The following is a 25,368-nucleotide window of genomic DNA, read 5'->3' on the forward strand; positions in this document are numbered from 1 at the left end:
AGGGCCGACGGTCGGCTCCGCCTCGTCGGGCGACCAGCGACCACGGCGCCCGCTCGGACGACACCCCCTGCAACGGCGCCCTTATAGAGTGGGGCCATGGCCCCGACTCCCCCGCACACCGCCCTCTGGCCCGCCCCGCACGCGAGCGGAGCCGTCGACGCGACGGTTCACGTGCCCGGGTCCAAGTCGGTCACCAACCGCGCCCTCGTGCTCGCCGCCCTCGCCTCCGAACCCGGCTGGCTGCGCCGTCCGCTGCGCTCGCGCGACACGCTGCTGATGGCCGCCGCCCTGCGCGCGATGGGGGTCGGCATCGAGGAAGGGGTCGGTCCGGACGGCTCCGGCGAGACCTGGCGCGTGATCCCCGCCGCACTGCACGGCCCGGCCACGGTCGACGTCGGCAACGCCGGCACCGTGATGCGCTTCCTGCCCCCGGTGGCCGCCCTCGCCGACGGCCCGGTCCACTTCGACGGCGACCCCCGCTCGTACGAACGCCCCCTGAACGGCGTGATCGACGCTCTGCGCACCCTCGGCGCCCGCATCGACGACGACGGCCGCGGCGCGCTGCCGCTGACCGTCCACGGCGGAGGCGCGCTGGACGGCGGCCCGGTGTCGGTCGACGCCTCCTCGTCGTCCCAGTTCGTCAGCGCCCTGCTGCTGTCGGCCCCGCGCTTCAACCAGGGCGTCGAGGTCCGCAACACCGGCGCCACGCTGCCGTCGATGCCGCACATCCGGATGACCGTCGACATGCTGCGCGCGGTCGGCGCCCAGGTGGACACCCCCGAGTCGGGCGGCGAGCCGGGCGTCTGGCGGGTCACGCCGGGCGCGCTGCTCGGCCGCGACCTGACGGTCGAGCCGGACCTGTCCAACGCCCAGCCGTTCCTCGCGGCCGCCCTGGTCACCGGCGGCAAGGTCGTCATCCCGGACTGGCCGGGGCGCACCACCCAGCCGGGCGACCGGCTGCGCGAGATCTTCACCGAGATGGGCGGTTCCTGCGAGCTGACCGAGCGGGGCCTGGAATTCACCGGTTCCGGTGCCATCCACGGCATCGACGTGGACCTGAGCGAGGTCGGCGAGCTCACCCCGGGCATCGCGGCGGTCGCGGCCCTCGCGGACTCCCCGTCGACCCTGCGCGGCGTGGCCCACCTGCGCCTGCACGAGACGGACCGCCTGGCCGCCCTGACCAAGGAGATCAACGAGCTGGGCGGCGACGTCACCGAGACCGCCGACGGTCTCCACATCCGGCCGCGCCCCCTGCACGGCGGGGTCTTCCACACCTACGACGACCACCGCATGGCGACCGCGGGCGCCGTCATCGGCCTCGCGGTCGAGGGCGTGCGGATCGAGAACGTGGCGACCACGGCCAAGACGCTGCCGGACTTCCCCGACCTGTGGACCGGGATGCTGGGGAACCGACGGGCGGACTGACGACCATGCGCCGCTACGGCAAGCACACCGACGAGGACGACATCCGGACCCGTCCCCATCGCAGGGGCAACCGGCCGCGTACGAACATCCGGCCGAAGCACGAGGACGCGGCGGAGGGCATGGTCCTCACCGTCGACCGCGGCCGGCTGACCTGTCTCGTCGACGGCCGTACGGTCATGGCGATGAAAGCCCGGGAACTGGGCCGCAAGGCGGCGGTGGTCGGTGACCGCGTCGCCCTGGTCGGCGACCTGTCCGGCGCGAAGGACACCCTGGCGCGGATCGTCCGGATCCAGGAGCGCACATCGGTGCTTCGCCGCACCGCCGACGACGACGATCCCTACGAGCGCGTGGTCGTGGCCAACGCCGACCAGCTGGCCATCGTCACCGCCCTCGCGGACCCCGAGCCCCGCCCGCGTCTGATCGACCGCTGCCTGGTCGCGGCCTACGACGGCGGCCTGGACCCGCTGCTGGTGCTGACCAAGTCCGACCTCGCCCCGCCCGAGAAGCTCCTGGAGCTGTACGGCGACCTGGACATCCCCTACGTGGTCACCAGCCGCGAGGAGCTGGAGACCGGTGACGCCGCGGACCGGGTGCGCGAGCACCTCGACGGCAAGGCCACCGCGTTCGTCGGGCATTCCGGCGTCGGCAAGACCACCCTGGTCAACGCGCTGGTTCCGCAGGACCGGCGGCGGACCACGGGGCACGTCAACGCGGTCACGGGCCGCGGCCGGCACACCACGACCTCGGCGCTGGCGCTGCCGCTGCACGAGGCGGACGGCTGGGTCATCGACACCCCGGGCGTACGCTCCTTCGGCCTCGCCCACATCGACCCGTCCCGTGTCATCCACGCCTTCCCGGACCTCGAGCCCGGTACCGAGGGCTGCCCGCGCGCGTGCAGCCACGACGAGCCGGACTGCGCGCTCGACGCGTGGGTCGCCGAGGGGCACGCGGATCCGGCCCGGCTGTACTCCCTGCGCAGGCTGCTCGCCACGCGGGAACGCACGGAAGGTGACTGACCTCGCCGGTGTTTGCGTCCCTGACACCCAGGTAAAGGCTTACTCGCACCGGGCTTGATCCGACCGGACGAAGCAGTCGGCGCGGGGACGTTGGAGGACGACACATGGCGTGGCTGCTGGTCATCGTGGCCGGACTTCTCGAGACCGGTTTCGCCGTCTGCCTCAAGCTCTCCCACGGCTTCACCAGGCTCTGGCCGACCGTCGCGTTCTGCTGTTTCGCGCTGGGCAGCTTCGGCCTCCTCACCCTGTCGTTGAAGAGGCTGGACGTGGGCCCGGCGTACGCGGTCTGGACGGGGATCGGGGCGGCGGGGACGGCGATCTACGGGATGGTGTTCCTGGGGGACCTCGTGTCCACGCTGAAGATCGTCTCGATCACGTTCGTGATCATGGGCGTGATCGGCTTGCAGCTCTCGGGCTCGGCTCACTGAGAACGAGGGGCACACCCCCTGGGGGGCGGGCCTCGGTGCGCACCGTCACCGAACCTGCCGCGGCACAGCGCCCCGCACCAGCTCCGCGACCCCGCCCTGCCGCGGCGGAGCGGCCACGCACGACAGCGACAACCGGACGACCACCTCGCAGGCACGGGCCAGCTCCGCGGCGTCGCTCGTGCCCATGCCGGGCACGACCAGCGCCGCGACAGCACGGTCACGTATCAGGGCCACCAAGTCCGACGGCGAGGGCAGTGGCCCGTCGGCCCGCCGCTGCGCCGGCACCGCGGAGCCGGACGGCACGGCCGTCAACGACGGGGTGGGCAACGACTCGCTCCAGCAGCCGGTGAGCAGGGCACGGACGAGGACGTTCTCGCGGGCCGCCGAAACGGTCCACTCCGCGGTCGCAGCCAGCCGCTCGCCGGCATCCCCACGCGCGGCGAGGAGCCTTTCGACACCGGTGAGGTACGCGTCCGCTTCCCGGCGCACCAGGGCGCGGGCGAGTCCCTCCTTGCTGCCGAACTCGTTGTACAGCGTCTGGCGGGAGACGCCGGCCGCCGCGGCCACGTCCACCATGCGCACGGCGGACCACGGACGGCGCTGGAGTGCCGTGTAGGCGGCGTCCAGCAGGGATTCCCGTGCTGCAGGCATCATCGCCTCCCTCGGGACCAGCGGCTCTGACGCACAGGGTTGACGCGTGCACCAACACTGTCAAGGGTTCTCGGCGGCATCGAAGGGCGCGCACCGGCCGTCACACGCCGCGATCACGCCCCCGCGCGAAGTCGTCCGCGGAGGCGCCCCACGAAGATGCCCCTTCCCCTGTGGCCGGTCCGGCGAAAGGGCAGATACGGTTCGGTCATGCCCGACTATCTCGATGACCTGCGGCTCGCCCATGTGCTCGCGGACGCGGCCGACGCCGCGACCATGGACCGGTTCAAGGCTCTGGACCTCAAGGTCGAGACCAAACCGGACATGACGCCGGTGAGCGAGGCCGACAAGGCCGCCGAGGAGCTGATCCGCGGCCAGCTCCAGCGCGCCCGGCCGCGCGACGCGATCCTCGGCGAGGAGTACGGCATCGAGGGCACGGGCCCGCGCCGCTGGGTGATCGATCCGATCGACGGCACCAAGAACTACGTGCGCGGCGTGCCGGTGTGGGCGACGCTGATCTCTCTGACGGAGGCGGGCGAAGGGGGCTACCAGCCGGTCGTCGGCCTCGTCTCGGCGCCTGCTCTGGGCCGCCGTTGGTGGGCGGCCAAGGGGCACGGCGCGTTCACCGGGCGCAGTCTGTCCTCGGCGTCGCGGCTGCACGTCTCGCGTGTCTCAAGGCTGTCGGACGCGTCCTTCGCGTACTCCTCGCTGTCCGGCTGGGAGGAGCAGGGCCGGCTGAACGGCTTCCTGGATCTGACCCGAGCGGTGTGGCGCACCCGGGGCTACGGCGACTTCTGGCCGTACATGATGGTCGCGGAGGGTTCGGTGGACATGTGTGCCGAACCGGAGCTGTCGCTGTGGGACATGGCGGCGAACGCGATCATCGTGACCGAGGCCGGGGGCGCCTTCACGGGCCTCGACGGCCGCCCGGGTCCGCACAGCGGCAATGCGGCCGCGTCCAACGGCCTGCTCCAGGACACCCTGCTCGACTATCTGAACGATCGGTACTAGCGCCTGCTGCCGACAGGCCCCAGCCACTACCGGCCGGTACGAGACACCAGGGGTGCTGCTGTGCACCGCGAGCGCCCCTGAACTCGCGTCGCGCGCCCTCTTGTTGACCCGCCCTTTGCCTGGGAACCTGGGGATCACCCACTTGTGAATTTGTGAAGTCTGGAACGGGCGCTTCCGGCGGGCGGACCCCTGCGGATCCGGATCCCTGAGCCGGCGCCGACGAGTGGGTTCCGTCCAGCACACCCGCAACACCGGCACATCCCCAGGAGGTGGCTCCGCCCCATGCTCGTCCGCGACGCCATGAGCACGGTCGTCCTCACCATCGGCCCCGCACACACCCTCCGCCAGGCAGCAGCCCTGATGTCAGCCCGCCGGGTCGGCGCGGCCGTGGTCCTCGACCCGGACGCCGGCGGCCCCGGCATCCTCACCGAGCGCGACATCCTCAACTCCGTCGGCCTGGGCCAGAGCCCGGACGTCGAACGGGTCCACGCGCACACCACCACGGACGTCGTGTTCGCCGCGCCGTCCTGGACCCTCGAGGAAGCCGCACGGGCCATGGCCCACGGCGGTTTCCGGCACCTGATCGTCCTCGACGACGACCAACCGGTCGGCGTCGTCTCGGTCCGCGACATCATCCGTTGCTGGGCCCCGGCCGGAAAGCGCGCCCCCGCCGTGTCGACCACCTAGCCGCGCACGCAGGAACGGCCCGGATTCCCACGGGATCCGGGCCCCCTCCCAACCGGCGACCCCCACCACATGGACTTAATCCAATTCAAGAAAGGATCCAAAGTCACACCCGTTCGGAAACTGGTCGCCTTGCTGTTAGGCTGAGGGGTATGAGTGACCTGTTGGAACGCCTGCGCGGACGTGGATGGCGGATGACCGCGCAGCGGCGCGTCGTGGCCGAGGTCCTCGACGGCGAGCACGTCCATCTGACGGCCGACGAGGTGCACGCCCGTGCCGTCGCGAAGCTGCCGGAGATCTCCCGGGCGACCGTCTACAACACGCTGGGTGAACTGGTGTCCCTCGGCGAGGTGCTCGAGGTCACCACGGACAACCGCGCCAAGCGGTACGACCCGAACGCGCACCGGCCGCACCACCACCTGGTGTGCGCCGCCTGCGGCACGATCCGAGACGTCCACCCGATGGGCAACCCGCTGACGGACCTGCCCGACTCCGAGCGCTTCGGTTTCACGGTGTCGGACGTCGAGGTGACGTACCGCGGCCTGTGCCCGGAGTGCGCGGCGGCGTAGCGGCGCCTCGCCCGGGCCCTGCGCCACCCGCCCAAGGCGGCGTACCGACCGCCCAGGGGGTGTACCGACCACCCAGGGGGCGCATGGACCCATCACAGAGGACCTGTCAATAGCCCGAGGCCGGAACCCATACGGGTCCCGGCCTCGGGCTTTCAGTAGCGGGGACAGGATTTGAACCTGCGACCTCTGGGTTATGAGCCCAGCGAGCTACCGAGCTGCTCCACCCCGCGTCGGTGAACGCAACATTACGTCAACGACGCGGACAGAGGCAAATCGCTTCAGCCGCACCCCGGAACTCCTCGGGCGCGGAACTCCTCATGCGCGGAACCGGGCGCGGCGTCACGCCGACAGTTCCTCCCGCAGGGCGTCCCGCAAGCGTGCCGCCCGCTCCGCCACCTCCGGAGGCCCCAGCGACACGGCCCGGTCGGCCCACCGCTGCCCCTCCACCAGCTCTCCCTGACGCGCGTAGACCAGGGCCAACCGCAACGCCGCCCGTCCATGCCCGGCGTCGGCGGCCCGGGTCCACCACAGCGCGGCCTCCGGCTCGCTCCCCTCCCGCGCCAGCAGCAGCCCCAGATTGAACGCGCCGTTCCGCGACCCGCCCTCCGCGGCCTCCCGGTACCACCGGGCCGCCTCCATGACGTCACCCCGCGCGGCGGCCAGCATCCCGACCCGTACCTGCGCCCGGCGGTGCCCCTGCGACGCCGCCCGCTCGTACCATTCCTCGCACTCGCTCTTCTCGTGCGACGGCTCCCCCAGCTCATGTGCGGGCGCCGGCGGCCGGCGCGCGTCCAGCAGCATGGCCAGCCGGTACGCGGCCTCCGCGCTGCCGCCCCCCGCGGCGCAGCGCAGATGCCGCTCGGCCGTCTGCTCGTCTCCCTGACGCAGCCGGGCGATCCCGACCTGGAGCGCCGCCTCCGTGTGCCCGGCGGCCGCCGCCCGCTCGTACCACCCGAGAGCCGTGCCGTCCTCACCCCGCCCGGCGTAGAGGATCCCGAGGTTGAACGCGGCGTCCACGCTCCCCGCCTCGGCCGCCTTCGAGAACCACGGTTCCGCCCCCGCCGCGTCCCCGCCCTGCAGCAGCAGGATGGCGAGCGCGTTCGCCGCCTCCCGGTGCCCTGCGTACGCCGCGCGCCGGTACCACTGCTCGGCCTGCGCGGTCCGTCCCTGCTCGGCACAGAGCAGGCCCAGGTTGTGCGCACCGTTGACGTCGCCCGCGTCCATCGCCGCCCGGTACCACCGCTCGGCGGTCTGCGTCTCCCCGCGCTCGGCGTGCAGCGCGCCCAGCGCGTTCGCCGCGTTGCCGTCTCCCTCCTGCGCGGCTCTGAGCCACCACACCGCGGCACTCTCGGTGTCCCCCGCGTCCCGCAGCAGGAAGCCGAGCGCGCAGGCGGCCCGCGCCTCGCCGTCCTTGGCGCTCGTCAGGTACCAGCGCCCGGCCTCCTTCAGCTCGCCCCGCCGCTCCAGGATCGCCCCCAGGTGCAGTGCCGCCCGCCGGTGCCCGCGCGCGGCGGCCTGCCGGTACCACTGCTCGGCCTCCTCGAGCGCGGACGGCTCGACACCGTTGTCAGCACCCGCCTCCCGCTCGCGCTGCACCCTGTGGTCGAGCGCTCTCGCCAACCGGTACGCGGCCTCACGGTGCCCGCGCTCCGCGGCGGCCCGCATCCACTGTTCGGCGCTGTCGTCACCGCGGTGCTCGAGCAGGTCGGCGAGCGCGTAAGCGCCCAGGACATGACCCTGCTCGGCAGCCTGGCGCAGCCAGTACTCGGCGGCCGGCTCGTCGCCGCGCTCACGGTGGTGCCGCCCGAGCGCGTGCGCCGCCGCGGCGGACCCGGCGACGGCGGCGATCCGCCACCACCCGGCCGCCTCCTCGGCGTATCCGCGCTGGTGCAGCAGCACGCCCAGGTTGTTGGCGGCGGCGCGGTCACCCGCGGCGGTGGCGGCGCGCAGCTGGGGCTCGGCCCCGTCGAGATCGCCGCGGCGCAGCAGCATGGCGCCGAGCACGCTCATCGCCTGGACGTCGCCGGTCTCGGCGGCGAGTCGCTGCCGTGCCTCCTCCACCGCCTCCCCGGCCTCGTCACGCTCCACGGCCTGGTCGACCGACGGGTCGACGGATGGCTCGGCAGACGGGTCGCCCGCAGAATCACCGGGGGAATCGGCTGAGTGATCGACGGATGGGTGAGCGAGCCGATGAGCGGACATGTCGGCGGACTGCTCGGCCGGCCGGCTCGCGAGCCGGTCGGCGGGCCGCACAAATCGACCCGTCCCGAACAGAGCTGCCTTCTCCCCCATAACGTCCATCGTCGCACCACCTGCAACCTGGGTACACCTGGTATACCGCAGCCAGTGAGGTCACTTCAGCGTTTTGTCGACATGCCCACAGAGAGACAAGTGAAACACAGAACTGGCCAACTGCCCCCACAAGCGGCCACATTTCAGGCAAGTCGCCTGGTCACGCCGTACGCTCCTCGTGTCGCACACACGTCGAGGGCCCGGATCCATCATCAGGATCCGGGCCCTCGACTTCAGTAGCGGGGACAGGATTTGAACCTGCGACCTCTGGGTTATGAGCCCAGCGAGCTACCGAGCTGCTCCACCCCGCGCCGTTGTTGGTCAACCGTACCACGGCGCGGGAGAGGTCTTGGTTCAGCCCCCGCCGGAGCCGCTCGGCGAACTGCTCGGACTGCCGCTCGGCGAACTGCTCGGACTGCCGCTGGGCGAGCTGCTCGGAGCGGCGGAGGGACCACTTCCCCCCGAGCCGCCGCTGCCACCGCCACTGGTCTTTCCGGCCTTGGACTGCTCCTCCTCGGCCCGCTTCAGCGCGTCCTGAAGGTCCTTCTGCGCCCGCCCGTACGCTTCCCAGTCGCCCTTCTTGAGGGCCTCCTGGCCGGCGTCGAAGGCCTTCTGGGCGTCCTGGAGCGCCTGTTGGACGGTCGGGTTGCCTGACGTCGGCGGGTTGCCGGCCCCGGTGTCCGGCGGCGGGGTCGAATCCTCCGCGCCGAAGACCTTGTTGAGCGCCTGGTCGAGCGTGTCCTCGAACTCGGTCTTGCCGCCGAAGGTCACCAGCACCTTGCGCAGCAGGGGCAACTTGAGTTCACCGCCACGGACGTAGACGGGTTCCACGTACAGCAGGCCGCCGTCGATCGGAACCGTGAGCAGATTGCCGTACTCGACCTCCGAGTCGCCGCCTCTGAGCAGCCTGATCGACTCGGCGATGTCCTGTTGGGAGTTGAACTGGCTCTGCACCTGTTTCGGCCCGTCGACCGTCTTGCTCGTCGGCAGTTTCAGGATCCTGATCTTGCCGTAGTCGGGCGTGCCCGTCTCGGAGTCGACCGCCATGAAGGCGCTCAGGTTGTCACGGCCGTTCGGTGTGAACGTCGTCGTCAGGGAGAACGCCTGCGCCTGCTGGTCGGGCATCTTCATGCTCAGGTAGTACGGCGGCACCGCGTTGCCCGTCTTGTTCGTCGGGTCGTCGGGCACCTGCCACACCTCGCTGCCGCTGAGGAACGTCTGCGCGTCCTTGACGTGGTAGCGGGTCAGCAGCTCGCGCTGCACCTTGAACAGGTCCTGCGGGTAGCGCAGATGGGACATCAGCGACGGGGAGATGTCGCCGCGCGGCTCCACGGTGCCCGGGAACGCCTTCATCCAGGTCTTCAGGACCGGGTCCTCGGTGTCCCACTGGTAGAGCTTGACCTCGCCGGTGTACGCGTCGACGGTCGCCTTCACCGAGTTGCGGATGTAGTTGACCTGGTTCTGCTGGGCCATCACCGCGCGCTGGGTGTTGCCCGCGGTCAGCGAGTCGGCCGTGGTGTCGCCCAGCGTGGTACGGGAGGAGTACGGATAGCCGTTCGACGTCGTGTAGGCGTCGACGATCCACTGGATGTGGCCGTCGACGACCGCGGGGTAGGCGTCACCGTCGATGGTCAGCCAGGGCGCGACTGCCTCGACGCGCTCCTTGGGCGTGCGGTTGTACAGGATGCGCGAGCCGTGGCCTATGGCGCCGGAGTAGAGGATCTGCGGTTCGCTGAACGCCACCGCGTACGCCGCCCGGTTGATCGGACTGGAGAGGCTGACCCCGCTCTCGCCCCGGTAGCTGGTGGTCTTCTCGCCGTTGTCGTCGGAGTAGTCGATCTCCTTCTGGGGGCCGCCGACGATCGAGTACTCGGTAGTCTTCTCGCCGTAGTAGATCCGCTGTTGGTACGTCCCCAGGTCACCGGTCGACGGCAGGTCGGACTCGGTGAAGACGGGCTGGCCGTTGGCGTCGGCGGTGGTGCCCTTGGCGGCGACCACGCCGTAGCCGTGGGTGTAGCGGAAGTGGTCGTTGATCCAGTTGTTCTTCGGAACGCCGTTCAGGTTCAGCTCGCGCAGCCCGATGACCGTGTCCTGGTCCTTGCCGTCCTTGGTGTACCGGTCGACGTCCAGGTTGGTCGGGAAGGCGTAGTAGTTCTTCATCTGCTGGAGCTGCTGGAACGTCGGGGAGACGATGTTCGGGTCCAACAGGCGGATACTCGCCGTGGCGTCCGCGTCGTCGCGCAGGGTGCTCTTGTCCTTGGTGCTGCTCGTCCCGGGGTACTCGGTGACCTGGGCGTCGTCGATGCCGTAGGCCTGGCGCGTCGCCTTGAGGTTCTTCTCGACGTACGGCGCCTCCTTGGCCTGCTCGTTCGGCTGGACCTGGAACTTCTGGACGATCGCCGGGTACAGCCCGCCGATCAGGATCGCCGAGAGCACCATCAGGCCGAAGCCGATCACGGGCAGCTGCCAGGTACGCCGCCACAGGGTGGCGAAGAACAGCAGCGCGCAGATCACCGCGATGCAGAACAGGATCGTCTTGGCCGGCAGATAGGCGTTCGCGTCGACGTACCTCAGGCCCGTCCAGTTGCCGGTCGCCTTGAAGTCGCTGGACTTGACCGCCAGTCCGTACCGGTCGAGCCAGTAGGCGACCGCCTTCAGGGCGACGAAGACACCGAGCAGCACCGACAGGTGCCCGGTGGCGGCGGCCGTGGCGCGGGCGCCGGGGGAGGTGATCCGCAGCCCGCCGTACAGGTAGTGGGTGAGCGCGGCGGCGATCAGCGACAGGACCGTCGCGGCGAAGCCGAAGCCGAGCAGGAAGCGGTACCAGGGCAGGTCGAAGGCGTAGAAGGAGACGTCCAGGTGGAACTGCGGGTCCTTCTGGTGGAACGGCACGCCGTTCATCCACATCAGCCAGGTCTGCCACTGGCTGGACGCCGACGCGCCCGCGACCAGGCCCACCAGGGCGGTGATCCCGAGCAGCAGCCACGTCTTGTACGGCGCGATCCCCATCCGGTAGCGGTCGAGGCTCTGCTGCTCCATGGACATGGCGCTCAGCGGCGGGCGCAGCCGGTGGGCGAGCCAGATGTTGACGCCGACCGCCGCCGCCATCAGCAGACCGAAGACGGAGAAGAGCCCGATCTTGGTCCACAGGGTGGTGGTGAAGACGGACGAGTACTTCACCGAGCGGTACCAGAGCCAGTCCGTCCAGAAACCGGCGAACATGACGAACGCCATACCGAGGACGGCGAGGACTCCGAGCGTCATGAGCAGGGTCCGGGCCCGCGCGGACGGGCCGCCCACTCTGATCCGTGGCCCCGTCGGGCCTCCGCCGCGGTCGGGCATCTGGAAAGCCAAGGTGCGCACCTCGAAGTTCGCTGTTGATCCGAGTTGATCCGTCAGGCCCCCGTGAACGCGGACCAAGGATGAGGCTCCACGATCACGGAGCCTCACCTATGCAACTTACTGGCGCTTTACTCGGTTCCCGCTTCCGGGTGGGAACGAGGCAGGATTGTGACCATGTCCAACACTCCCATGGCAGCGAACCCGCTCACCCGGGCCGTGCTCGAGATCGACGAGTACGCCTCAGGCCTCGGCTGGGACCAGCCCGCTCGCCTTTTCGCCCTCGTCGACACCGCGCGTCTGCGGACCGAGGAGCCCGTACTCGCGACCCAGCTCGGTCTGGAGGAGGAGCCCGAGGCCGCGGGTCTCACCCCGATCGAGCAGGACGAGATCCCTGCCGACCGGCCGCTGGACGAGTTCCTCGCCACCATCGCCTGGCCCGACGCGGTGGCCGGCTGTGCGCTGACGGTGGAGCGGCTGATGCTGCCGCCGTCGGCGGAGACCCAGGTCCCGCAGGGACTGAGCGAGAAGAAGCTGGCCGCATGGGTCGCCGAGCACCCGGACCGCCAGGAGGTGCGGATGACGGTGGCGGTGCTGCGGGACGGCGCGCGGGAGTCGGCGCTGCGGCTGCGCGAGAAGGACTCGCCGACGGAGGTGCTGACGGGGCCTGACCTGGTGCCGGGCCTGGCCGAGGCGCTGGCGGCGACGTTCGAGGACTGAGCACTCCGCGCACGCGTGGGGGCGCCTCCATGACCGGGGGGCGCCCGGAATTCCCCGGGCGCCCCCCAGGCATGTGAAGGCACTGTCCATCAGCTCTTGGCGGTGCACTTCGGCAGATCGGCGGTCTTGCCGGTGCGGATGTCCTTGAGGGCGTTCAGGGCGTCCCCGATGGTGTTGACCCTGACGAGAGTGAGCCCCTCGGGGGTGTCCTTGGCGGCGGACGCGCAGTTGTCCTTCGGGGTGAGGAAGTACCGGGCGCCCTTGCTGCGCGCGCCGACGGTCTTCATCTCGACGCCGCCGATCGGCCCGACGTGGCCGTCGTCGTCGATGGTCCCGGTGCCGGCGACGAACGTGCCACCGGTGAGGCTGCCCGGGGTGAGCTTGTCGTAGATGCCGAGCGCGAACATCAGCCCGGCACTCGGCCCGCCGACGTCCGCGAGCTTGATGTCGATGGTGAACGGGAAGGTGTGATCGGTCCCGGCGGAGATCCCGACGATGGCCCGCTCCTTGCCCGTGTCGTGGGACTTCACCGTGGTGATCGTCACATTCTGCGTTTCGGTGGCCGTCCTGTGTGCCTTCTCGGCAGCGGCCTGCTCCTTGGCGGGCACGATCGTGAACACGACATTCTCGCCGGGCTTGTGCCTGGTGACCAGCTTGGCCACGTCGTCGGGCGCCTTCACGGCACTGCCGTCAACGGCCTTGATGACATCACCGGCGTGCAGCCTGCCCTCGGAGGGCGACCCCTTGAGCACGGTGGAGACGATCACCCAGGACTTCACGGGAATGCCCAGCTGCTTGAGGGCGGCGACCTTGGCGCTCTCCTGCGACTGGCTGAACTCCTCGGCGTTCTCCTGCGTGGACTGCTGCTCCGTCTTGCCGTCCGGGTAGAGCGTGTCGTGCGGAACCACCTTGGTGTCGTGCGCCAGCCAGCCGTAGACGGCCTCCACCAGGTTCATGTTGTAGTCGGCGCTGGTGACCCGGACGGTGGTCATGTTCAGGTGTCCGGTCGTCGGGTAGGTCCTGTGCCCGGAGATCTGCAGCACCGGCTGCCCGCCGTGCTCGTCGAGGGTGTTCACGGTCGGCCCCGGGGACATCTCCGAGTATGGCACTTTGATGAACACTCCCGCGCACAGGAGCGCGATCAGCATCAGGGTGGAGGCGAGCATCGTCGCGGTGCGGCGTGGCATGGAACGACAGTACGGGACAGCCCTGTCAGCGGACCGTCAGGGCCGTCCGTACGAGTACGGACGGCTCCTGGGTCCTCGGCGCGCTCAGCCGCCCGAGTGGGACCTTTCCATGGCCTCGCGGAAACGCGCGTACCCGGCCAGCTCGGAGCCGTCGCCCGCGGCCTTGCGGTTCCGACTGGCCCAACTGCCCCACACTCCTGCACCGATCGCAGCCAAAAGCGGAATCAGCAACCAGGCGAGCGCCGCCATGCCGACCTCCCAACCCGATGAGCGACCGCAACTGACTGATCAGCAGATTAATCATCCGCACTGTCAACGCTCACGCGAGGGGTACGGTTACGCAACCGGAGCCCGGGTGAGAGGTTGGTTAACCCTGGGAGAGGCATACCTGCCCCGCTCAGCAAGCGCCCACCCACTCCTCGGTTCCGTCGGAGAACCTCTGGTGCTTCCAGATCGGCACCTCATGCTTGAGGGCGTCGATGAGCCTGCGGCAGGCCTCGAAGGCCTCGCCCCGGTGGGGACACGCCACGGCGACGACGACGGCGAGATCACCCACGCGCAGGTCCCCCACGCGGTGCACCGCGGCGAGCGCCCGCACGGGGTACTCGGCGACGACCTTCTCGGCGATGCGCCGCATCTCGGCCTCGGCGGTCGGATGGCACGAGTACCCGAGCGCGTCGACGTCGGCCCCGCCGTCATGGTTCCGCACGGTCCCGACGAACAGCGCGATCCCTCCGGCGGCGTCGTCCCCGACGGCCCCGAAGACCTCGTCGACGGAGAGGGGGGTGTCCCGTACGGCCAGCAGCCTGATGGGCTCATCCGCAGCCTGCTCGCCGGGGTGATCACTGTTGAGTGCCATGCCCCCATCGTGCCGCACACCTCGGACAAGCAGGAACAGACCGCTGTGCGCGGCCCGGCGAGGACGCGGTATCCGGGCAGCGGAACCAGGGGCGCAGCCCCGCGGACGGGAAGGGTGAGGGCGGCGGGGCGGTCTCCCCCGGCCGCAGCCACCCGTCAGCCCCTCCGCCGCGCCTTCCGGGCCCTGCGCACCACCGCAGCCGCACCCAGCAGAGCGACCGTCGCCCCCGCGGCCCCGGCCGCCGTCGCGTCCTTGCGTCCGAGGCGCCGCCCCACCACGGTGTGCCGCCCGGACACCTCCTCCAGCAACTCGGCCAGCACCTCCTCGTTCGTCCACTTCGGCCGCCACCCGGCGTCGTGCAGCCGACTTCCGCTCACGACCCACGGGTACATCGTGTACGCGAGGTCCCCGGCCGGCGACGGCGTCAGCCCGATCCGGTGCAGGCGGGCCGCCGCGCCCAGGGCCACCGCGGACGGCAGCTCCATCCGCCGGATCCCGCTCAGCTCCTCGACCTCCTCCTGCTCCAGCCACCCGTCGCACCCGACGGCCAGTTCCCCGTCCACCTCCTCCAGAACGGCGTACTCCAGGGCGCTGCAGAGATCCTCGACGTGGCAGAACTGCCACGCCGGCCGCGACCCTGCCACCACCAGCAGCCGAGGTGACTCGAAGTACCTGGTCAGCGCCGTGTCCGTGCCTCCGACCAGCACAGCCGGCCGCACCACGGTGACATTGAGCCCGGGGTGCGCCCGCGGCGCCCGCCGCGCGAGCCGCTCGATCTCCAGCAGGTCTCCGACCCCGGTGGCCTCCGCCGTCGCCCGCAGTTCGGCGTCCTCCGACAGCGGCAGCTCGTTGTCCGGCAGCGCCCCGTAGACCATCGCGGACGTGCACAGCACCACCCGGTGCACCCCGGCCGCCGCCGCCGCGGTCAGCACGGTCTGCGTCCCCCGCACGTTGTAGGCCGTCCGCGCCGCCGGGTCCGTCTCCAGGTCCAGGTCGAGCGCCAGGTGCACCACCACGTCGGCGCCCCGCAGTTTGTCCGCGATCGCCGGGTCCCGCACGTCGAGGATGTGCCACCGCGCCGCCGCGCACTCCCCGCGCCGCTCGTCGATGGCGACGACCTCCCTGATCCCGTCGGACGCGGCGAGCCGCTCGGTGAGGAGCGCGCCGACGCCGGAGGCGGCGCCGGTGACCGCGACGACGGGCCCGCGAGGGGCAGCCGACTCGCCGGCGCGAGGCGCCGTCCTCGAGGGGCGGTGGTCGGGCGACGAGTGGGCTGAATGGTTTCGCGCTGCGCGAACCTGCGGATCTGGGGAACTCACCGGGCGTCTCCAGCGGTTGTCTTCCATACGGACGCAAAGCACGCGTGCGTACCAGGTGGCATCCATCCTGCCGCAGGCCGGGAGTCGGCGAAGCACCCAGGCCCGATCGGGTCAAGGTGTCTACGCTGGGTGGTGTTGTCGGGCAGCCAGCCGCCGGAAGGAACCGGTGGCCCTACCAGCCGAGGAATCCCGTGAGTGACACCCCATTCGGATTCGGCCTTCCGCCGGAGGAGCCGGAGAACGGCGACGAGGGCAAGAAGAAGGACCAGGACAGCGGCGGTGGTCAGGGACCGGCCAACCCGTTCGGTTTCGGGCTGCCCGGCGCCGGCGGTGCCGGCGCCGACAACCCGTTCGCAGCGATGTTCGGTTCCCTGAACCCCACCGACCTGGGCGCAGCCTTCCAGCAGCTGGGCCAGATGCTCTCGCACGAGGGCGGCCCGGTGAACTGGGACATGGCCAAGCAGATCGCCCGCCAGACGGTCTCCCAGGGCACCTCTGACGGCACCAAGGACCAGAGCGTGAGCACCGGCGAGCGCTCCGCCGTCGAGGAGGCCGTCCGCCTGGCCGACCTGTGGCTGGACGACGCGACCTCGCTGCCGTCCGGCGCGGGCTCCGCGGTGGCGTGGAGCCGCGCGGAGTGGGTCGAGGCGACCCTGCCGGTGTGGAGGGAGCTGGTCGACCCGGTCGCCGAGCGCGTCGGCGCGGCCATGGGCGATGTCCTGCCGGAGGAGATGCAGGCCATGGCGGGCCCGCTGATCGGCATGATGCGCTCCATGGGCGGCGCCATGTTCGGTACGCAGATCGGGCAGGCCGTCGGCGTCCTCGCCGGCGAGGTGGTCGGCTCCACCGACATCGGTCTGCCGCTCGGCCCGGCCGGGAAGGCCGCCCTGCTGCCGCTGAACATCGAGGTGTTCGGCAAGGACCTGGGCGTGCCCAAGGAGGAGGTGCGGCTGTATCTCGCGCTGCGCGAGGCCGCCCACCAGCGTCTGTTCGCGCACGTGCCGTGGCTGCGCTCGCACCTGTTCGGCGCCGTCGAGGGCTACGCCCGCGGCATCAAGGTCGACACGGCGAAGCTGGAGGACGTGGTCGGCCAGTTCGACCCGCAGAACCCGGAGGAGCTGCAGCAGGCGCTCCAACAGGGCATGTTCCAGCCGGAGGACACTCCGGAGCAGAAGGCGGCCCTGGCCCGTCTGGAGACGGCGCTGGCGCTCGTCGAGGGCTGGGTGGACGCGGTGGTGCACGCGGCGGCGAAACCGCGCCTGGCCTCCGCTGACGCGCTGCGCGAAACCCTGCGCCGCCGTCGCGCCTCGGGCGGCCCCGCCGAGCAGACGTTCGCCACGCTGATCGGTCTGGAGCTGCGCCCGCGTCGGCTGCGGGACGCCTCCCGCCTGTGGGCGTCGCTCACGGACGCGCGCGGTGTGGACGGCCGGGACGGCCTGTGGGCCCACCCGGACATGCTGCCGACGGCGTCCGACCTGGACGACCCGGACGGCTTCGTGCACCGTGAGCAGCTCGACTTCTCCGAGCTGGACAAGATGCTCGGGGAGGCAGCGGACGGCTCCGCTCGCAAGCCGGACCTGAAGAAGAAGGACGACGACGGCGAAGCCGAGGGCGACGCCGAGTGAGCCTCCACGACGACGCGGTCCTGGTACTCAAGTCGTACGAGGACCAGCAGGAGCTGCGCCAGGCGTATCTGGACCACCTCGAGGCACACCCGGACGGCATGTGGAAGTCCTGCGGGGACGGACACATCACCGCGAGCGCACTGGTGATCGATCCCGAACACGGCCGGGTGCTCCTGACCCTCCACAGGAAGATCCGGTTGTGGCTGCAGATGGGCGGCCACTGCGAGCCGGACGATGCGACGCTGGCCGACGCCGCGCACCGTGAGGCGACCGAGGAGTCGGGCATCGAGGGCCTGATCCTGCTGCCCGGCGGGCCGGTGCGACTGGACCGGCATCACACGCCGTGCGCGTGGCACCTCGACGTCCAGTACGCGGCGCTCGCCCCGGCCGGGGCCGTGGAGGCGATCAGCGACGAGTCCCTGGACCTGCGCTGGTTCCCGTACTCCGACGTGGCGGACGTGGCGGACGAGTCGGTCGTACGACTGCTGGAGGCCACGCGCACCAGGCTGTGAAAGCGGGAGCGGCAAGGGGTGACCGCCGTAGCGGTCACCCCTCACTCGTCCTCAGCTCCAGACGTTGCCCTGGTTCTGTCCCCGTGCCCCGTGCTGTCCCATGCCGAACTGCGCGGCGAGCCCCTGCCCGATCTGGGCGTTCTGCGGCGGCAGCAGCTCGCTGGGCTGCACCAGCGCGAAGCCGTTGCCCATGAAGCTGAGCTCCCAGCCCTCACCGGTGTTGCCGCGGCGCCGCCACACCCCCGAGGAGTGCGTCTGGGCCTGCATCTGCACCCGCAGACCGGTGGACCAGGCGACGATCGCGTCCGCGTCGCAGTTGACGTACTTGTCCGGCGTGACCTGCACCAGCAGCGGCGCACCCGACGTCATCAGCGCCACCCTGCCGCGGCCGGTGATGTTGAGCTGGTACTTGCCGGAGCCGGAGATCCCGTACAGGCTGTCGACGGCGATGACCTCGTGGTGCAGCGAGGAGTCCATCGCCAGCACATAGCCGCTGTCCACGGTCAGCCCGTCCTGCTCGACGTCCATGATGTGCACGTGCTGCGCGAGGTTCGCGAGGTAGACGGTGCCCTGTCCGTGACAGCGCATCAGGTCCAGGCCCTCACCGGTGTACGCACGCGCACGACGCTGACCGCCGCTCTGGTACTCGGCGTCGAACTCGATGAGCCCCTGGTAGGCGACCATGGTGCCCTTGCGCGCCAGGACGTCGTCGTGGCCCTCCAGCAGGACGCGCAGCATCTGCGGGTTCTGCAGGCTGTAGCGCTCCTGGGTCTGCTGCTCGTTGTAGGCGAAAAGCGAGCTCTGCATGGTGTGCGATCCCCCCCTCAGCCCCGGACCCGGAGGCGGTCGGTGCTGTCCTCGCTGGGCTGGACGACGACGATGCCCTGCCCGGAGAACGCCATCTGGTACGCCTCGCCGCTGCCGCGCCCGATGAGCGACTGCGCCTTGAAACTGCGTTTGCCCTTCACCTTCAGGTTCGGCGACCAGGCGACGAGGGCGTCCGGGTCGACGTACGTCTCGTCCTCGCCGCCGCCGCAGTCGACCACGATCGGGGTACCGCGGGAGGTCAGGGCGACCCAGCCCTGCCCCGAGATCTTCGTGTTCCACAGGCCCTGTCCGGCGAACTTGGCGAGCCCCTTGACACGTTCGACACCCCACTGGAGGTGGGCGTCGAAGGCGAGCAGGTTGCTGGCGTTGACCGAGATCGCGTCCCCGGCCAGGTTGATGACGACGACGTTCGCCCCGTAGTCGGCGAGGTAGAGCAGACCGTCGCCGGAACACTTCATCAGCGGCGCGCCCTCACCGGTGATCCAGTCCCGTGCGATCTGGCGCACTGCGGGCGGGTTGGGCTCGTACTGGATGAACCCTTCGTAGGCGACCATGGAGCCCACGCGCGCGAGGAGGTCGTTCCCGGTCTGCAGAGCGACCTTCAGCATGTGGCTGCCGTGGTTCTCCATACGGGCGGTGACGGGTGCGGGGGCGTAGCCCGCGAGCGGCTGGTTCATGACGGGCTCCCTCAGACCTCGTACGGCTGGACGACGACGAAATTGCCGGGCGCGGCCCGGAACTGCAGGTTGACGCCCTCGCCGGTGTGGCCCGGGTAGGCGTTGCGGCGCATGCGCACCTGGCTGGAGACGATCACCTGGGCGGCGGCGGACCAGGCGACCACGGCGTTGGAGTCCACGAACGTCGTGGGGGTGACAGGCAGCACCACGGGTGCGCCGTGTGTCTTGACGACGATCGTGCCCGTCCCCTGGAACTGCATGGTGAACAGCGCACCCCCGGGAATGCCGTGCCCCTCGATACGCCGGACCTCGTACTGGAGGGACTCGTCGAAGGCGAGGACGTTCTCCGCGGAGACACAGATCGCGTCGCCCTGGAGCTCGATCGGGTGCAGATCGGTGGCGCTCTCCGCGAGGAACACCTGGCCCTGGCCCGTGCAGCGCATCAGCTGCATCTCCTGGCCGGTGACGTTGCCCACGATCCGCCCGGCGAAGCCGGCGCCCTTGTAGCCGAAGTCGACCTTGCCCTGGTACAGGACCATGCTGCCCTGGCGGGCCAGTACGGGCTGGCCGCCCGTGCCGAGGTCCACGCGGACGAGCTTCTTGTTCTGCTGTGTCCACCGCTGCCCGGTGGGCGTCTCCTTGAAGGCCTGCAGCGCGGCGGCCACACCGGCACCGGCCTGCGGCGCGCCCTGGGGAGCGCCGTACGGGGAGGGGGCGCCGGGCGTGCCGGGGTGCCGGCCGGAAACCTGGCCGTGCGGCGGCTGCTGACCGTATCCGGGCGGCATCGACGCGGCCGGCTGCTGTCCGTAACCGGGCGGGGGGCCGGGTGGCGCGGGCGGCTGGGTGTACGGTGCGGGGCCCGGCGGGGGCACGGTTCCGGCGGGAGGCGTGTTCAGGGGCGCGACGATGGTGGGGGCGGCGTGCACGGAGGGCGCGGGCGCCGGAGCGTGCGGGGCGGCTCCCTGGGGCGGCGCGTAGCCCTGGGGGGCGGGCTGCGGCTGCTGCGGCATCGGTGCGGGGGCGGGTGCCGGGGGTGCGGGGACGGGTGCGGAAGGTGCGGGCGCAGGGGCAGGTGCCGCAGGGGCGGCGAACGCGGGCGGGGCGAACCCCGGGACGGCACCGTTCTGCGGCTGCTGCGGGGCCGGCGTCTGCTCCTCCTCGAGGACCTCTCCGCCGAAGTTCTTCAGCAGCGCCTCAAGGCCGCCGTCGAAGCCCTGCCCCACCGCTGCGAACCGCCAGACGTCCTTGAGGTAGAAGTCGCCCAGCATGACGGCGCGTTCGGTGGTGAACTCCGAGCCGCTGAAGGGGTAGCGGGCCACTTCCTCGCCGCCCGCGACGATACGCAGGTACCCGGGTCCGATCTGCGACATCTGTCCGGCGCCGTCGATCGTCGCCGTGAAGGACAGCTTGTGGATGTGCGGTGGGATCCTGTCCAGCGTGACCCGGAAGGACTCCGTGTCCCCCGCCTGCGGGCCGAGGAGCTGAACGGCCTCCTCCGGAGTCTTCGGCTGGTTGAAGAAGACGAAGTACCGGTCGTCCGAGAGCCGTTCGCCGGCGTCCAGGCCGAAGCAGCTGATGTCGAAGGTCAGCCCGGGCGCGGAGATCTGCACGCCTACGTACAGGTCCGTACCCGCCGTGAGGTCACTGATCCTGGCCTTGTGGCCGCGTTGGAATTCCCTGGCCATGCGTAACGACCGTCCCCCATCCCGAATGCGAGTGCGTCGCGCCAGGCTAACGGCAAACGTGTGGAGCGGAGTCAGCCGGTACAGACCCGGTACACAACCGCATCGCCGCGAGGACCGGCGACGTTTTCCGGCGCTCTGCGGCGTATGCGCGGAATACGGAGAAGGGCCGTTACGGCCCCCCAGGACGGCGTGGGCCGGTCGCGCCTACTCCTCGGCCTGTGCCGGCTGGTACGGCAGCCGGCCGGCCGCGACCACCCCTTCCAGGTATCCACGAGCACGCTCGGTGCGCGGGTACGCCTCCAGCAAGCGCCAGAAACGCGGTCCGTGGCCGGGTACGAGCAGATGCGCGAGCTCGTGCAGCAGGACGTAGTCGATGACGTAGTCGGGCATGCCCTGAAGCCGGTGCGACAGACGGATGCTGCTCTCGGACGGGGTGCACGAGCCCCAGCGCGTGTTCTGGTTGGTGACCCAGCGGACCGAGGCGGGCCGCGCCCGACCGTCCAGGTACTGCAGCGACAGCCGCTCGGCGCGCTCGGCCAGATCGGCATCGCCGATCACCCGGCGGCTCTCCTGGGCGGCCAACTTGTCGAGCATGACGGTCACCCAGCGCTGCTCCTCCGCCGCGGACATCCGGGCGGGGATGAGCACGACGGTGCGATCCCCCTCGCGGTACGCGGAGACCGTTCTGCGGCGTCGCGCGCTTCTGCGAACCTCGATCGCGCTCGTCCCCGAGCCACTCGGCGGCTCGCTCGTCGTGCTGCGCTGCGGCTCTCCTGCACGGTGCGGTGGGTCGGCGGGCACGCCCCGACGTTACCCGCTGCACACGCGGGAAGTCCCGCCTCCGGCATGGTTCCGTGCTGATCCCCACCCCGCCCGCTTGATTCATATGACGAACGCCTCCGTCTGTGGACAACCTTCGGCACGACCCCGGCGGCTCCAGGCATGCTGGCCTGCGTCGGTGGGCCACCACGTCCGCCGCCAGATGGTGACGTACTGACTTATTACGGACTACGGGGGCCGGTCATGCATCCGATGGTGAAGCCCGCGCTGCGGCGCGGCTGGCGCGATCTGAACACCGTCCAGTTCGGGATGGCACCCGCCCACGCGATGGTGCTGGGCCCGGTGGACACCGCGACGGGCAGTTTCCTCACCCTGCTCGACGGCACCCGTGGGCTGCCGCTGCTCCGCGAGGAGGCCCGCCGCATGGGACTGCCGGACGGACACGTCGACGCCCTGGTGGGCAACCTGTCGGACGCGGGCCTGCTCGACGACGCCACCGGCGGTGGCCACCAGGCCGACGCCCTGCGCGCCAAGGCGACCGTCCTCGACCGTCTTCGTGCCGATCTGGCATCGCTGTCCCTGGCCGCCCGTACACCCGGTGAGGCCGCACGGCGTCTGGCCGCCCGCGGTTCCCTTCGCGTCCAGGTCCGCGGCGCGGGCCGTGTGGGCGTCGTCCTCGCCTCGCTCCTCGCGGGCGCCGGCGTCGGGGAGGTCGACGTCCGCGACACGGGCTGCGTCGAGCCATGGGACCTGGCCCCCGGTGGCCTGCCGGCGGACGCTATCGGCGAGCGCAGAGAAGTGGCGGCGCGCCGCGCGGTCCGCACGGCCGCCCCTGACCGGCCCCCGCGCCGGGAACGCACCGCGCGCCGCTCCCTCCACGACGACCCGGGCCCCGGCTTCTCGCTGGTGGTCCTCGCCCCACGCGACAGCGTCGACGTGCACGTGCCCGATCCGCTCACCGCGCAACCGCTGATCGCCTCGGGGACACCCCATCTGTACGCGGGTGTCACGGAAGGCACGGGAATCGTCGGCCCGTTCGTCCTTCCGGGCGAGACGAGTTGCGCCGGCTGCCTCGACCGGGGGCGCACCGACCGGGACGAGACCTGGCCACGTCTGGTCGCCCAGTGGCGCTCGGGGCGCCCGCGCCAGGTCCAGGCGTGCGACCTTGCACTGGCCACCGCCGTCGCGGGAGTCGCCGCCGGGCACGCGCTCGCCTTCCTGGACGGCTCCGAGCCCGCCAGCGCAGGCGCACGCTGGGAGGCCTCCGTACCTCGGCTCGACTGGCACGCGCGGCCGGTGTGGGCGCACCCCGCATGCGGGTGCGGTGCGGCGGAGAAAGGTAAGGAGGAACACACCTCAAAGGACGGGGAGCCGCACGAGACAATGGCGGAGCACCGGCCGTCGGGGAACCTCTCCCGCAAGGCACACGCGGCACGGCTGTCTGGGACTTGGAGGGCGCATGTCTGATCTTCCCCGGAAGGCGGTCACCCGGACCGCCAAGCTCGCCGCGCTCCCGCTCGGCTTCGCCGGGCGGGCGACCTGGGGACTCGGCAAACGGATCGTCGGCGAGTCCGCGGAGATGGTCGGCCGCGAACTCCAACAGCGCACGGCCGAGCAACTGTTCAAGGTGCTCGGCGAGCTCAAGGGGGGCGCCATGAAGTTCGGGCAGGCCCTGTCCGTCTTCGAGTCGGCGCTCCCCGAGGAAGTCGCCGGCCCCTACCGTGCCGCCCTGACCAAGCTTCAGGAGGCGGCCCCGCCGATGCCGACCCGAACGGTGCACCGGGTCCTCGAGGAGCGACTCGGCCAGGACTGGCAGGAGCGGTTCCTGGAATTCGAGGACAAGCCGTCGGCGGCGGCCTCGATCGGGCAGGTGCACCGCGGGGTGTGGCACGACGGCCGCGAGGTCGCGATCAAGGTCCAGTACCCGGGCGCCGGCGACGCACTGCTCTCCGACCTGAACCAACTCAGCCGTTTCGCCCGTCTGCTGGGCCCCCTGATCCCGGGCATGGACATCAAGCCGCTGATCGCGGAGCTGCGGGACCGGGTTTCGGAGGAGCTGGACTACGGGCTGGAGGCGCAGGCGCAGCGGGCCCACGCGGAGGAGTTCGCAGGCGATCCCGACGTCGTGGTGCCGGCGGTGGTGCACCAGTGCGAGCAGGTCCTGGTGACCGAGTGGATCGACGGCATACCGCTGTCGGAAGTGATCGCCGAGGGCACCCAGGAGCAGCGGGACCGCGCCGGACAGCTGCTGGCCCGCTTCCTCTTCTCGGGCCCGGCCCGTACGGGGCTGCTCCACGCGGACCCGCACCCGGGCAACTTCCGTCTCCTGCCCGGCCCCCGTGCCGGCGACGCCGAGGAGGGGTGGCGCCTCGGCGTCCTGGACTTCGGCACGGTGGACCGCCTGCCGGGCGGTCTGCCCACCCCGATCGGGCACTCCTTGCGCATGACCCTGGAGGGCGACGCCCAGGCGGTCTACGAGCTGCTGCGCGAGGAGGGCTTCGTCAAGGAGTCCATCGCACTCGACCCCGACGCGGTCCTCGACTACCTCCTGCCGATCATCGAACCGGCGCAGGCGGACGATTTCACCTTCACCCGCGGCTGGATGCGCAGCCAGGCGGCCCGTATCGCCGACCCGCGCTCCCCCGCCCACCAGCTGGGCAAACAGCTCAACCTGCCCCCGGCCTACCTCCTGATCCACCGGGTGACCCTGAGCACGATCGGCGTGCTGTGCCAACTCGGCGCCACCGTCCGTCTGCGGGACGAGCTGGAGGAGTGGCTGCCGGGCTTCGTGACGGAGGAGACGGCGGAGGAGGCATCGGCGGCGGAGGCCTGACCGGGCCGGACCTCGCCCCCGGGTGTCCGGTCCTGCCGGAACTCCCCACGCGCCGCGGGGGCCGGCCCCTTCGGACCGGCCCCCGCCTGGGTTCTCCTGGTGCCGACCGCGGCCGGCTACTGCATCACGGCCATGGCGAGCGCACGGCGGGCGCGCAGCGAAGCACGCTCGGCCCGGCGCTGCATCCGGCGGGCCACCACCAGGCGCATCGCCTGGCGCTGCTGCTCGGCCTCGTGCAGCCGCTCGTTCATATGCGCACGAGCCAGGGCTTCTGGGATGAGTTGCATCTCTCGGGTCCTGTTCTGACGCGAGTCGTTCGCGCCGGTGGTGGTGATGTCTGGGATCGCGGAGCCTGCGGGCTCACTCGTGGACGGCTTCATCGGGGCCTGCTTCTGGGGGTCGTGCGTGAGGGGGCGGTCGATCGTTCCTGCGGTGTTCATGCCGTGACCGGGTTCTTGCGCGGGCGGCCACGCGGCCGCTTCCGGGCGACGACAACACCCTGGACGAAGAGCTCGCCACCCCAGACGCCCCAGGGCTCACGCCGCTCCTTGGCGCCGGCGAGGCAGGCCTCGATCAGCGGGCAGGTGCGGCAGAGGGACTTGGCGTACTCGACGTCGGCCGGCGACTCGGCGAAGAAGACCTCCGGGTCGTACGAGCGGCACGGGACGGGCACGCCGAGGTTCTCGATGGCGTCGTCGAGCGCGGTCAGCGCGGTGAGCGGAGTCAAGGTGGAGTCCTCCGTGGGGCCGGGCGGGGGGATCGTTTCGGAAGGCGGTACGGACGGGGCGTGCGCTTCGAGTTGCACGGTTCGTCTTCCTCGTCTGGTCGTTCCGGTCCGGTCGGACCGGGTGTCGGCTTGGTACCGGGTTCTTTTCTTGTCCCGAGGCCCCTTCTCCGCCGTCCCCGTTCGGGGAAAACAGAAGGGCCGCGG

At 71.1% G+C, this 25,368-nt stretch carries 24 protein-coding genes and 2 tRNA genes; 11 read left to right on the plus strand and 15 right to left on the minus strand.

Annotation, left to right across the window (positions count from 1 at the left end; translation table 11 throughout):
* Nucleotides 1-96: 96 nt before the first annotated feature.
* The 3 genes from aroA (at nucleotide 97) to AC5WS8_RS19350 (ending at nucleotide 2,869) form a co-directional block, all read left to right on the plus strand.
* Nucleotides 97-1,425, plus strand: coding sequence for a 3-phosphoshikimate 1-carboxyvinyltransferase (aroA, locus tag AC5WS8_RS19340; RefSeq protein WP_496104657.1), 1,329 nt, complete (start codon nucleotides 97-99; stop codon nucleotides 1,423-1,425).
* A 5-nt stretch (nucleotides 1,426-1,430) separates the two neighbouring features.
* Nucleotides 1,431-2,441, plus strand: a complete 1,011-nt coding sequence (rsgA, locus tag AC5WS8_RS19345) for a ribosome small subunit-dependent GTPase A (RefSeq protein WP_496104658.1) — start codon at nucleotides 1,431-1,433, stop codon at nucleotides 2,439-2,441.
* A 104-nt stretch (nucleotides 2,442-2,545) separates the two neighbouring features.
* Entirely contained in the window at nucleotides 2,546-2,869 is a 324-nt protein-coding gene (locus tag AC5WS8_RS19350; protein ID WP_496104659.1) for a DMT family transporter, read from the plus strand.
* Nucleotides 2,870-2,914: 45 nt separating this feature from the next.
* Here AC5WS8_RS19350 and AC5WS8_RS19355 read toward each other — a convergent pair whose 3' ends face one another.
* Nucleotides 2,915-3,523 carry a TetR/AcrR family transcriptional regulator gene (locus tag AC5WS8_RS19355; protein WP_496104660.1) on the minus strand — a complete coding sequence of 203 codons (609 nt, stop codon included), beginning with the start codon at nucleotides 3,521-3,523 and terminating at the stop codon, nucleotides 2,915-2,917.
* Between the two features lie 204 nt (nucleotides 3,524-3,727).
* Here AC5WS8_RS19355 and hisN point away from each other — a divergent pair, with 204 nt between their 5' ends.
* The 3 genes from hisN (at nucleotide 3,728) to AC5WS8_RS19370 (ending at nucleotide 5,781) form a co-directional block, all read left to right on the plus strand.
* Nucleotides 3,728-4,528, plus strand: coding sequence for a histidinol-phosphatase (gene hisN, locus AC5WS8_RS19360; RefSeq protein WP_496104661.1), 801 nt, complete (start codon nucleotides 3,728-3,730; stop codon nucleotides 4,526-4,528).
* A gap of 282 nt (nucleotides 4,529-4,810) precedes the next feature.
* Nucleotides 4,811-5,215 (plus strand): CBS domain-containing protein, encoded by a 405-nt coding sequence (locus tag AC5WS8_RS19365; protein ID WP_496104662.1) that lies wholly within the window; start codon nucleotides 4,811-4,813, stop codon nucleotides 5,213-5,215.
* Between the two features lie 149 nt (nucleotides 5,216-5,364).
* The gene (locus AC5WS8_RS19370) at nucleotides 5,365-5,781 is read left to right on the plus strand and encodes a Fur family transcriptional regulator (protein ID WP_496104663.1); all 417 of its coding nucleotides are present in this window, start codon (nucleotides 5,365-5,367) and stop codon (nucleotides 5,779-5,781) included.
* Nucleotides 5,782-5,937: 156 nt separating this feature from the next.
* Here the strand turns inward: AC5WS8_RS19370 and AC5WS8_RS19375 are convergent.
* The 4 genes from AC5WS8_RS19375 to AC5WS8_RS19390 all read right to left on the minus strand — a co-directional run bounded on the left by AC5WS8_RS19375 (nucleotide 5,938) and on the right by AC5WS8_RS19390 (nucleotide 11,415).
* A tRNA-Met gene (locus AC5WS8_RS19375) sits at nucleotides 5,938-6,011 on the minus strand.
* 109 nt (nucleotides 6,012-6,120) lie between these two features.
* A complete protein-coding gene (locus AC5WS8_RS19380) occupies nucleotides 6,121-8,082 on the minus strand; it encodes a tetratricopeptide repeat protein (RefSeq protein ID WP_496104664.1) in 1,962 nt (653 codons plus the stop codon).
* Nucleotides 8,083-8,310: 228 nt separating this feature from the next.
* Nucleotides 8,311-8,384: transfer RNA gene (locus tag AC5WS8_RS19385), tRNA-Met, on the minus strand.
* Between the two features lie 43 nt (nucleotides 8,385-8,427).
* Entirely contained in the window at nucleotides 8,428-11,415 is a 2,988-nt protein-coding gene (locus AC5WS8_RS19390) for a UPF0182 family membrane protein (RefSeq protein WP_496104788.1), read from the minus strand.
* A gap of 174 nt (nucleotides 11,416-11,589) precedes the next feature.
* Here AC5WS8_RS19390 and AC5WS8_RS19395 point away from each other — a divergent pair, with 174 nt between their 5' ends.
* Nucleotides 11,590-12,132, plus strand: a complete 543-nt coding sequence (locus AC5WS8_RS19395; RefSeq protein ID WP_496104665.1) for a PPA1309 family protein — start codon at nucleotides 11,590-11,592, stop codon at nucleotides 12,130-12,132.
* An 89-nt stretch (nucleotides 12,133-12,221) separates the two neighbouring features.
* Here AC5WS8_RS19395 and AC5WS8_RS19400 read toward each other — a convergent pair whose 3' ends face one another.
* From AC5WS8_RS19400 to AC5WS8_RS19415, 4 genes are all read right to left on the minus strand, one after another.
* Nucleotides 12,222-13,319 (minus strand): YlbL family protein, encoded by a 1,098-nt coding sequence (locus AC5WS8_RS19400; RefSeq protein ID WP_496104666.1) that lies wholly within the window; start codon nucleotides 13,317-13,319, stop codon nucleotides 12,222-12,224.
* A gap of 84 nt (nucleotides 13,320-13,403) precedes the next feature.
* Entirely contained in the window at nucleotides 13,404-13,568 is a 165-nt protein-coding gene (locus AC5WS8_RS19405) for a hypothetical protein (RefSeq protein WP_496104667.1), read from the minus strand.
* Between the two features lie 148 nt (nucleotides 13,569-13,716).
* A complete protein-coding gene (locus AC5WS8_RS19410; protein WP_496104668.1) occupies nucleotides 13,717-14,178 on the minus strand; it encodes a molybdenum cofactor biosynthesis protein MoaE in 462 nt (153 codons plus the stop codon).
* A 155-nt stretch (nucleotides 14,179-14,333) separates the two neighbouring features.
* Nucleotides 14,334-15,497 (minus strand): SDR family oxidoreductase, encoded by a 1,164-nt coding sequence (locus AC5WS8_RS19415; RefSeq protein ID WP_496104669.1) that lies wholly within the window; start codon nucleotides 15,495-15,497, stop codon nucleotides 14,334-14,336.
* A 191-nt stretch (nucleotides 15,498-15,688) separates the two neighbouring features.
* On the opposite strand from AC5WS8_RS19415, the gene AC5WS8_RS19420 reads away from it, so the two are divergent.
* Both AC5WS8_RS19420 and AC5WS8_RS19425 read left to right on the plus strand, forming a co-directional pair.
* Nucleotides 15,689-17,122: a zinc-dependent metalloprotease gene (locus AC5WS8_RS19420; RefSeq protein ID WP_496104670.1), complete on the plus strand. Its 1,434-nt coding sequence runs from the start codon at nucleotides 15,689-15,691 to the stop codon at nucleotides 17,120-17,122.
* Complete coding sequence (locus AC5WS8_RS19425) at nucleotides 17,119-17,634, plus strand: NUDIX hydrolase (protein ID WP_496104671.1); 516 nt, start codon at nucleotides 17,119-17,121, stop codon at nucleotides 17,632-17,634. Before AC5WS8_RS19420 ends, AC5WS8_RS19425 begins: the two co-directional genes overlap by 4 nt.
* Nucleotides 17,635-17,685: 51 nt before the next feature.
* Here the strand turns inward: AC5WS8_RS19425 and AC5WS8_RS19430 are convergent, their stop codons facing one another.
* From AC5WS8_RS19430 to AC5WS8_RS19445, 4 genes are all read right to left on the minus strand, one after another.
* Nucleotides 17,686-18,441 (minus strand): AIM24 family protein, encoded by a 756-nt coding sequence (locus AC5WS8_RS19430; protein WP_496104672.1) that lies wholly within the window; start codon nucleotides 18,439-18,441, stop codon nucleotides 17,686-17,688.
* A gap of 17 nt (nucleotides 18,442-18,458) precedes the next feature.
* The gene (locus AC5WS8_RS19435; RefSeq protein ID WP_496104673.1) at nucleotides 18,459-19,139 is read right to left on the minus strand and encodes an AIM24 family protein; all 681 of its coding nucleotides are present in this window, start codon (nucleotides 19,137-19,139) and stop codon (nucleotides 18,459-18,461) included.
* Nucleotides 19,140-19,150: 11 nt separating this feature from the next.
* Nucleotides 19,151-20,824, minus strand: coding sequence for a TerD family protein (locus AC5WS8_RS19440; protein WP_496104674.1), 1,674 nt, complete (start codon nucleotides 20,822-20,824; stop codon nucleotides 19,151-19,153).
* A gap of 204 nt (nucleotides 20,825-21,028) precedes the next feature.
* Complete coding sequence (locus AC5WS8_RS19445; protein ID WP_496104675.1) at nucleotides 21,029-21,625, minus strand: M48 metallopeptidase family protein; 597 nt, start codon at nucleotides 21,623-21,625, stop codon at nucleotides 21,029-21,031.
* A 222-nt stretch (nucleotides 21,626-21,847) separates the two neighbouring features.
* Here AC5WS8_RS19445 and AC5WS8_RS19450 point away from each other — a divergent pair, with 222 nt between their 5' ends.
* Together AC5WS8_RS19450 and AC5WS8_RS19455 are read left to right on the plus strand one after the other, a co-directional pair.
* Nucleotides 21,848-23,071 (plus strand): TOMM precursor leader peptide-binding protein, encoded by a 1,224-nt coding sequence (locus AC5WS8_RS19450; RefSeq protein ID WP_496104676.1) that lies wholly within the window; start codon nucleotides 21,848-21,850, stop codon nucleotides 23,069-23,071.
* Nucleotides 23,064-24,437, plus strand: coding sequence for an ABC1 kinase family protein (locus AC5WS8_RS19455; protein WP_496104677.1), 1,374 nt, complete (start codon nucleotides 23,064-23,066; stop codon nucleotides 24,435-24,437). The genes AC5WS8_RS19450 and AC5WS8_RS19455 overlap by 8 nt, the downstream gene beginning before the upstream one ends.
* A 116-nt stretch (nucleotides 24,438-24,553) precedes the next feature.
* On the opposite strand, the gene AC5WS8_RS19460 is transcribed toward AC5WS8_RS19455, so the two are convergent.
* Complete coding sequence (locus AC5WS8_RS19460) at nucleotides 24,554-24,877, minus strand: putative WhiB-interacting protein (RefSeq protein WP_496104678.1); 324 nt, start codon at nucleotides 24,875-24,877, stop codon at nucleotides 24,554-24,556.
* Nucleotides 24,874-25,242 carry a WhiB family transcriptional regulator gene (locus tag AC5WS8_RS19465; RefSeq protein WP_388567928.1) on the minus strand — a complete coding sequence of 123 codons (369 nt, stop codon included), beginning with the start codon at nucleotides 25,240-25,242 and terminating at the stop codon, nucleotides 24,874-24,876. The genes AC5WS8_RS19460 and AC5WS8_RS19465 overlap by 4 nt, the downstream gene beginning before the upstream one ends.
* Between the last annotated feature and the right edge of the window lie 126 nt (nucleotides 25,243-25,368).

This window comes from Streptomyces sp. PTL18, from assembly GCF_059510295.1.